We start from the raw sequence: 8218 nt of genomic DNA, 5'->3' as shown, positions 1-8218 counted from the left end.
AGCTTTTATTACTTTATATTTCTTATCTTCATTCATCGTTAGTATTATCCTTTTCATGATTTTATTTTATCATTTTGGGACATTTTATGCTTCGACCTACTTAGGACATTATCACGTTCGAACGATATTTTTTTGAATAACAGCAAAGTCATATTGACGTGGCTTTAACGATTCGATATAATATAGAAGGACAGTTTTTTAATTATGCAATTTATGCATAAGAAATAACGGTTACTTAAATAGCACGGAGGGGGGTAATTGAATATGTCAAAAACAGTCGTTAAGAACAATGAATCTCTTGATGATGCTCTTCGTCGCTTCAAACGTACCGTTTCTAAAACAGGTACAATGCAAGAGGCTCGCAAACGGGAATTTTATGAAAAACCTAGCGTGAAGCGTAAGAAAAAATCCGAAGCAGCTAGAAAACGCAAGCATTAATCTTGGAAGTTTTTAGAATTGAGGTTGAAGAAGCATGACTCTATTAACTACTATTAATGATGATATTAAAACAGCCATGAAAGCTAAAGACAAACATAAACTTTCTGTATTGCGCATGATAAAATCTTCATTACAAAACGAACAAATCAAAAAAGGCACTGAATTGAGCGAAGAAGACGAATTAGCCGTTCTTTCTCGTGAAATGAAACAAAGACGTGATTCATTAACAGAGTTCAAGAAGGCAGATCGACAAGATTTGGTGGATCCTCTGGAAAATGAAATTGCGATCGTTGCAGAATATATGCCTAAACAGTTAACTGAAGAAGAACTTCAGTCTGTTGTTCAAGAAGTTATTGCTTCTGTAAATGCAACATCAGCAAAAGATTTTGGTAAAGTAATGGGTGCCGTCATGCCAAAAGTAAAAGGCAAAGCTGATGGAAATGATATCAATCGAATTGTGAAACAACAACTTTCTTAGGTTACTGTTTCATGTGAATGATTTCAAAAAAAAAGATGATGTCGAATGAAAATTCGAATCATCTTTTTTATTTATTCTGTAATTGACTGCGGAATCTCTCGCGAAATGATGAACTTTTCTTAACTTTGCGTAAGCGCTAATTTAGTATAGAATGTGAGTGACAACTTTAAAACTAAGAAGGAAGGATCATTAATGAAAGTAGATAAAAAGAAACTGATGCTGGCTTGTTTAATCCTGTCCATAATAGCCATTATTTTCGGCTATTTTTTGTGGGCCATTCTGATTCCTATTCAAGATTTTCACCTTATGGGAGATGAGGAATTGCTTAGAGCACAAAAAGAATATGCAGTGAACTACCCTTTAGGCAGGTTTTTACTGTATGCTGGGAGCTTTGGTCTGGTATTTTCCACGCTTTATTTGATCGTAGCTCATTTTAAATCCAAAAAATCCCCTTTCTAGTTTTCAAGTTTAACTAAAAAAAAGTTTTGAAGCATTTTTTTATTCCCTACTTATGCGAGTGCAGGTTCTTTTTACTCGTGAAATATGCTATGATTTGTATAAATAAAAAAAGGAAGTGTCTGCTGATTGTCTGAACTTACAAATGAAACCCGCGTATTAGAACTAAAAAATCCTGATAGTGCCGTTAATTTATTTGGCAACCAAGATAAGCATTTAACGTTGATTGAAGATGCGATGGATGTGGTGATCCATAGTCGTGGAGACAAATTAGAAATTAGTGGATCTAAAGAAAATGTCGACTTAGTCAGCGAAATCTTTATTCAGCTGCAAGAATTATTAAAAACGGGTATCCAAATTGGACAACCTGATATTGTTACGGCAATAAAAATGGCAAATCGAGGCAATTTATCAAAATTTATTAGTATGTATGAAGAAGAAATCGGAAAAGACCAAGGTGGAAAACCGATTCGTGTAAAAACATTTGGTCAGCGTCAATACGTTCATTCCATTCAAAAAAATGATGTAGTTTTCGGTGTCGGACCGGCTGGTACTGGTAAAACGTATCTAGCTGTCGTGATGGCAGTGTCTGCTTTGAAAAAAGGGGAAGTCAAACGCATCATTATCAGTCGTCCTGCTGTAGAAGCCGGTGAAAGTCTAGGATTCTTACCTGGAGATTTAAAAGAAAAAGTTGACCCTTATTTGAGGCCCATCTATGATGCTATGTACAGCATTTTTGGATCGGAACATACTGCTCGTTTGATGGAACGTGGAGTCATCGAAATTGCTCCTTTAGCTTATATGAGAGGGAGAACGCTGGATGATGCTTTTGTCATTTTAGATGAAGCACAAAATACAACTGTCCCGCAAATGAAAATGTTCCTGACCCGTTTAGGTTTTGGGTCAAAAATGATTGTCAACGGCGATGTAACGCAAATAGATTTGCCGCGAGGAACGATGAGCGGTTTAGTACATGCTGAAAGAGTTTTGAAATCCGTTAAAGGCATCCATTTTTCTTACTTTGATGCTTCAGATGTCGTACGCCATCCTGTGGTTGCAAGCATTATAGCGGCATACAGTGAAGAGAAAAATGAATCTTTATTAAATCAAGACAACAAGAAATAACCACAACTGGAGGAGAATACACATGATGAGAGCGTTCACTGCACTGCGAAAAAAAGTAGGGAAGTTTTTTGTGCCTTTAATCATGCTGTTATTTTCCTCTATTTTATTTCTATTGATGTATAGCGGTATTCAACCGGCCATATTGGATATCCAGTTGTACCAAGTAGCCGATAATACCATTCGAGCAAATGCAACAGTAGAAGATACTGCACAAACAGAAGCCAATCAGAAGGTTGCAGAAGATAATGTAGCACCGGTCTACAGTTTTAATTCAGAAATACAAAAAGTCCAATTGTCAAAAGTACAGATTCTATTTGTGACGATTGAAGAAGTGCAAAAAGAAGCCAACAAAATGTATACTCAAGAAGTGGAAAGCTCCCAAGCTGCTAATCCTGAAGATACAGATGGAGAGACACCAAATACTCCAACTGTAGAACCGCTAACTGCAGAAGAAAAATACGCTTTGTTTGAAAATAAAACAAACAATTTAGAACAAGAAACGCAAGAATTCATCTCAGCATTGCCGCAATGGGCGATTACTTCATTGTTAGAGGCTCCGGCGGGTACGTTGAAGACATTAAATGACTCTTTGACAACAGTCGTTTCTGATAAAATGGCTGCACCGATTCGTTTGGAAGAGATGAACCAAGTGATAGAAGATGCGCAGGATAGTCTTCAATACGTGGAATTAGATAATACATACCAAAGAATTGCTAATTTGATATTAGAACATGCAATTATAGAAAATAATATTTATAATGAGCAAGCTACCGAACAAGCTCGTCAAGAAGCAGTTAGAAATGTTCAGCCGGTTATGATTTTGCAAGGACAAGTGATTGTTCAAGAAGGTCATGTAGTAGACAGTGCAGACATGCACCAATTGGAACTATTAGGCATGCTGGATGATGAACCTTCATACCATATGCTTTACAGCTTGCTGGTGCTATTGATAGCCCAATTATTAGGAATCTATGTAATCAGCAAAATAGAATCCCTTGCCTCTCAAGATTTTTCTAAGGTATTAGTACTATATAGCTTGGTGATTATCGCCAGTGTAGCGATCATGAAAGGATTGCAGCTGTTGCAATTAGCCGGTATCAACAATATCGCCTTTCTATACCCGGCAGCATTAGCACCTCTACTGATAAATGCCTTTTTGTCCCCTAGATTCGGCTATTTAGCAAATACCTTTTTACCCGCCTTTTCGATTTTTATTTACACGGGTTACAGAGGAACCACTACTGCATTGGTCATCGCTCTGATCTACGTATTGAGTGGATTGTTTGGAGCTTTGATAAGACAAGGAAAAGAACAAAGAATAGAGGGGAACTTACTTTGGTCAATGATTGTTGGAAATGGTATAGTGATGTTGTCCATGGTTTTTTACCTTAACCAGCCTATCTTTACCCTGCAGACCTTACTGATGGTGACGTATTCTGTATTAAGCGGCGTACTGGCATATGCATTAGCAACGATCTTGATTCCTTACATTGACGTCTATTATACAGATAATGCTGTTTTGACACTGACAGAATTATCCAATCCGAATCAACCATTGTTGAAATTGTTGCTGACGAAGACGCCTGGAACTTATCACCATAGTTTGATGGTGGCCAATCTCAGCTCAAATGCTGTCAGTGCTATAGGAGGAGATTCTCTATTTGCTCGAGTAGCTTCCTATTACCATGATGTAGGGAAGTTGACGCATCCGTTGTTTTTTGTGGAGAATCTGCCAAGTGGGATGGACAATCCACACAACTTGTTGACACCTTACGAAAGCAAGGAAATCATTTTTGGGCATGTTTCTGAAGGAATCAAAATATTGAAAGAGGCCAAACTGCCACAGTCCATTATTGATATTTGTGCGCAGCATCATGGGACGACTTTAATGAAATATTTTTACGCTCAGGCTAAAAAGGAAAACAGTGAGGTCAACGAAAGCGACTTTAGGTATCCAGGTCCTAAACCTCAAACAAAAGAAGCAGCCGTGATCAATATTGCAGATAGTGCAGAAGCAGCCTGTCGTTCCATGTCCAGACCAACTAAACAGTCAATCGAAGAATTTGTTCATGAATTGATCGTGGATCGAATAAAAGATGGACAATTTGATGAATGTGACATTACAATGAAAGAACTAAGGATCGTTGAAGCGGCTTTAGTAGACAATCTAGTGGGGACCTTCCATAGCAGGATCGAATACCCTAAAACAGAACCAACAAAATAAGGTCCAATAAACATTTTAAAGGAGTGGTGGTTATTCTATGGAATTAGATTTATTTGATGAAACCAATACCGTTGAAGAAGAACATAAAGAGTTGGTCAGTACGATTTTAGAATTTGCTGCAAAAAAACTTGCATTACCGGACAATACAGAAGTGTCTGTTACGTTCGTCACGAACCCCCGGATACAAGAGATCAATCGTGAATACCGAGATAAAGATCAACCTACAGATGTCATCAGCTTTGCATTGGAAGACGAAGTAGACGACGAACCGGAATTCTTTTTAGGAGATTTTGAAGGAATGATTCCTAAAAACATTGGAGACATTATTATTTCCATTGATCGAACGAAGGAACAAGCTGTTGAATATGGCCATTCATTCCAAAGAGAGTTAGGCTTCCTAGCGTTACATGGTTTTTTACATTTAAATGGGTATGACCATATGAATGAAGAAGATGAAAAAGAAATGTTTGGACTGCAAAAACAAATTTTAGAGGAGTATGGTCTTGGACGAGAATAAAAAAAGTACAAAAAACCGAAGATACCTTGATTCTTTTAAATATGCTTTTATGGGAGTCGTAACTGTATTTCGAGAAGAACGGAACATGCGGACGCATGTAACATTGGGTTTTTTAGTTCTTTTATTTAGTCTGTTTTGTAAACTTTCATCTGCAGAATGGTTTTGGATGTTTTTATGTGTCTTTTTAGTTTTTGTCATGGAAATATGGAATACAGTGATTGAAAATGTGGTAGACTTAGTTACCGATCATCAATATCATCCCATTGCAAAAAAAGCTAAAGACATGGCGGCGTCAGCAGTACTAGTGACTTCTTTATTTTCAGTTGTTGTTGGTAGCTATATTTTGTTGCCCAAGATACTGAGCTGGTTCTTTTAATAGAGTGAACAGATGTGTTGAAAATACTTATTCCCAAGGAGATAAAATTAAATGAAACCAAACGATACAGTTGTAGAAACTTTAATCGATAATGCAACAGCCATGTTAGATCGTGCCTACGTACCTTATTCAAACTTTCCAGTAGGGGCTGCACTTGTCACAAAAGATGGAGAATTTTTTTCAGGCTGCAATATTGAGAATGCCTCTTATGGATTAGCCAATTGTGCTGAACGAACAGCTATCTTTAAAGCTGTTTCAGAAGGAAAAAAAGAGTTTGATTATTTAGTAGTAACTGGAGATACTGATGGACCAATTTCGCCATGTGGGGCCTGTCGTCAAGTGATGGCAGAATTTTGTGAACCAGATATGCCGGTATTGCTGACCAATAAAAAAGGCAAACAATTAGCAACAACAGTTAAAGAGCTTCTGCCTGGAGCATTTCGATCGGAGGATATGGTTTAATATGGTTAAGAAAAATTATAAATCAGGGTTTGTATCTATTGTAGGACGCCCAAATGTAGGGAAATCAACATTTTTAAATCAAGTGGTAGGTCAAAAAATTGCGATTATGAGTGATAAAGCGCAAACGACAAGAAATAAAATCCAAGGGATCTATACCACTAAAGAAGAACAAATTATTTTTATCGATACCCCTGGGATTCATAAGCCAAGACATCGCTTAGGTGACTTCATGGTTGATTCAGCCTTGAGTTCTTTTAAAGGTGTAGAGGTCATTTTGTTTATGGTCAATGCGACAGAAAAACGCGGCCCAGGAGATAACTTCATCATTGATAAATTGCAAGAGAGCAAAACGCCTGTCTTTTTAGTCATCAATAAAATCGATGAAGTTCACCCAGATAAATTATTAACGATCATTGAAGATTACAGAACAACAATGGATTACGCTGAAATCGTGCCAATCTCTGCTAAAGAAGGAAACAATGTTCCGACTTTGTTGAAAGAAGTGACCAGCTACTTGCCTGAAGGACCTCAATTTTATCCTGAAGATCAAGTGACGGATCACCCTGAGTACTTTATCATTTCAGAATTGATTCGTGAAAAAGTCTTGCAATTGACTCGTGAAGAAGTACCGCATTCAGTAGCTGTTGTCGTGGAAAAGATCGAGCGCAGCGAAACCGATAAAGTTCAAGTTCACGCAGCAATCATCGTGGAACGTTCTACTCAAAAAGGAATCATTATCGGAAAAGGCGGTAAAATGCTGAAAGATATCGGGATTCGAGCTAGAAAAGATATTGAAATATTGCTGGGAGATAAAATTTATCTAGACTTATGGGTCAAAGTTCAAAAAGATTGGCGTGACCGTCAAACCAACTTGCAAGACTTTGGGTATCGTTCTGAAGATTACTAAAAATAGATGTCTATTTTATAACGTTGGTAAAAAAATGATTCTGAAATTTTCTAGAAAATAGTGGTTAAGAATTCTCATTTATGAGCCTAAACTTTCTACCCATGTTATAAGATGAAAGATTCTAAAATTCAGTTAAAAAGGAGTGGAGAAGTTGTCTCAAATTGAAGAATTTGAAGGCATTGTGCTATCTGTCAAAAAACATCGCGAAACAGATCACTTAGTTAAACTATTTACCGATCGTTTCGGTAAATTGATGTTTTTTAGCAGAGGGACAGGCAAGCGAAATAGTAAAATGAAAACTGCCATTCTCCCTTTTACAAAAGCCACTTATATTGGTGATGTTCGAGATACTGGTTTATGCTTTCTAAATGATGCCAAAGATCAAGAACAATACAAAAGTATGCAAACGGATATTTTCTTGAACGCGTATGCAACTTATTTATTGAGTTTGGTTGATGTAGCTTTAGAAGACAGGAAACCGGATGGTACGTTATACCACAAGCTATCAGCTAGTTTGAGAGAAATAGATGAAGGGTCAGACCCGGAAATCATTATGAATATTTTTGAGATTCAGTTGCTGCCTTATTTTGGGGTAGCACCTGAATTAAGAGGCTGCAGAGTGTGCGGCAATACAGATGGTCCATTTGATTATTCGTTGAATTATGGGGGATTGTTGTGTCAGCAACATTGGCATATGGACCAGCATCGGTACCATGCAAGTCAACGAAGCATCTACTTTATTCGTTTATTTTCAAGGATTTCATTAGACCAAATCGGCAATATCAGTGTAAAAGAAGAAACAAAAAAAGAAGTTCAATTTTTAATTGATCAAATCTATGATGATTCAGTAGGACTCAAGCTGAAAAGCAAAAGCTTTATCCAAAAAATGGGGAGTTGGAGCACTGTGCTCAAAGACTCGCGCAATCCTGAAAAAAATGATAGAAAAGATTGACAACCTCTCTAAAAAGAGGCTATTATAATAAAGAATTGAAGAAACAGCGATGAAGGAAAAAGTAAAAATTTGAATCTCTTATCTAAGCGAATTTGGGATAGTGTGAGCCAAATAAAGAGTGAATTTTGAAAGGCATCTGGAGCTGAAACCAACAAAGATGCTAGTAGCGGTTTAAACGATGCTAGAATTAGGGTGGAACCGCGGTTAATATATAATCGTCCCTATGCTTAACCAAGTCGTTGAGCATAGGGGCTTTTTTCTATTTCAAGACAAAAATGAGGAG

10 protein-coding genes are annotated in these 8218 nt (G+C 37.2%); all 10 read left to right on the top strand.

Annotation, left to right across the window (positions count from 1 at the left end; translation table 11 throughout):
• The first annotated feature begins 264 nt into the window (after window positions 1–264).
• The 10 genes from rpsU to recO all read left to right on the top strand — a co-directional run bounded on the left by rpsU (window position 265) and on the right by recO (window position 7935).
• Window positions 265–438, top strand: coding sequence for a 30S ribosomal protein S21 (gene rpsU, locus ACEN4L_RS09615; RefSeq protein ID WP_204210937.1), 174 nt, complete (start codon window positions 265–267; stop codon window positions 436–438).
• 34 nt (window positions 439–472) lie between these two features.
• A complete protein-coding gene (locus ACEN4L_RS09610; protein ID WP_407096770.1) occupies window positions 473–916 on the top strand; it encodes a GatB/YqeY domain-containing protein in 444 nt (147 codons plus the stop codon).
• 192 nt (window positions 917–1108) lie between these two features.
• Window positions 1109–1375 carry a hypothetical protein gene (locus ACEN4L_RS09605; protein WP_407096771.1) on the top strand — a complete coding sequence of 89 codons (267 nt, stop codon included), beginning with the start codon at window positions 1109–1111 and terminating at the stop codon, window positions 1373–1375.
• A gap of 126 nt (window positions 1376–1501) precedes the next feature.
• On the top strand, window positions 1502–2497 hold the full coding sequence (locus ACEN4L_RS09600) for a PhoH family protein (RefSeq protein WP_407096772.1): 996 nt from the start codon (window positions 1502–1504) through the stop codon (window positions 2495–2497).
• Window positions 2498–2519: 22 nt separating this feature from the next.
• Complete coding sequence (locus tag ACEN4L_RS09595; protein ID WP_407096773.1) at window positions 2520–4721, top strand: HD family phosphohydrolase; 2202 nt, start codon at window positions 2520–2522, stop codon at window positions 4719–4721.
• A gap of 37 nt (window positions 4722–4758) precedes the next feature.
• Window positions 4759–5238 carry an rRNA maturation RNase YbeY gene (ybeY, locus tag ACEN4L_RS09590; protein WP_407096774.1) on the top strand — a complete coding sequence of 160 codons (480 nt, stop codon included), beginning with the start codon at window positions 4759–4761 and terminating at the stop codon, window positions 5236–5238.
• A complete protein-coding gene (locus tag ACEN4L_RS09585; RefSeq protein ID WP_407096775.1) occupies window positions 5219–5614 on the top strand; it encodes a diacylglycerol kinase family protein in 396 nt (131 codons plus the stop codon). Before ybeY ends, ACEN4L_RS09585 begins: the two co-directional genes overlap by 20 nt.
• A gap of 51 nt (window positions 5615–5665) precedes the next feature.
• Window positions 5666–6076 carry a cytidine deaminase gene (locus ACEN4L_RS09580; RefSeq protein ID WP_407096776.1) on the top strand — a complete coding sequence of 137 codons (411 nt, stop codon included), beginning with the start codon at window positions 5666–5668 and terminating at the stop codon, window positions 6074–6076.
• Between the two features lies 1 nt (window position 6077).
• Complete coding sequence (era, locus tag ACEN4L_RS09575) at window positions 6078–6983, top strand: GTPase Era (protein WP_407096777.1); 906 nt, start codon at window positions 6078–6080, stop codon at window positions 6981–6983.
• Window positions 6984–7134: 151 nt separating this feature from the next.
• Window positions 7135–7935 carry a DNA repair protein RecO gene (gene recO, locus ACEN4L_RS09570; RefSeq protein ID WP_407096778.1) on the top strand — a complete coding sequence of 267 codons (801 nt, stop codon included), beginning with the start codon at window positions 7135–7137 and terminating at the stop codon, window positions 7933–7935.
• Window positions 7936–8218: the final 283 nt, after the last annotated feature.

It is taken from the genome of Desemzia sp. FAM 23988 (assembly GCF_045528365.1).
In the GTDB taxonomy this organism is placed as follows: Bacteria; Bacillota; Bacilli; order Lactobacillales; family Carnobacteriaceae; genus Desemzia.
The sequence above is the reverse complement of the archived record's forward strand: the minus strand, read 5'-3'. Positions and strand labels throughout refer to the sequence as shown.

Bases quoted from the DNA above. Each gene is read 5' to 3' on its own strand.
- rpsU (WP_204210937.1), top strand. From the start codon at position 265: ATGTCAAAAACAGTCGTTAAGAACAATGAATCTCTTGATGATGCTCTT.
- ACEN4L_RS09585 (WP_407096775.1), top strand. From the start codon at position 5,219: ATGGTCTTGGACGAGAATAAAAAAAGTACAAAAAACCGAAGATACCTT.
- era (WP_407096777.1), top strand. From the start codon at position 6,078: ATGGTTAAGAAAAATTATAAATCAGGGTTTGTATCTATTGTAGGACGC.
- ACEN4L_RS09595 (WP_407096773.1), top strand. From the start codon at position 2,520: ATGATGAGAGCGTTCACTGCACTGCGAAAAAAAGTAGGGAAGTTTTTT.
- ACEN4L_RS09605 (WP_407096771.1), top strand. From the start codon at position 1,109: ATGAAAGTAGATAAAAAGAAACTGATGCTGGCTTGTTTAATCCTGTCC.
- ACEN4L_RS09610 (WP_407096770.1), top strand. From the start codon at position 473: ATGACTCTATTAACTACTATTAATGATGATATTAAAACAGCCATGAAA.
- ACEN4L_RS09580 (WP_407096776.1), top strand. From the start codon at position 5,666: ATGAAACCAAACGATACAGTTGTAGAAACTTTAATCGATAATGCAACA.
- ybeY (WP_407096774.1), top strand. From the start codon at position 4,759: ATGGAATTAGATTTATTTGATGAAACCAATACCGTTGAAGAAGAACAT.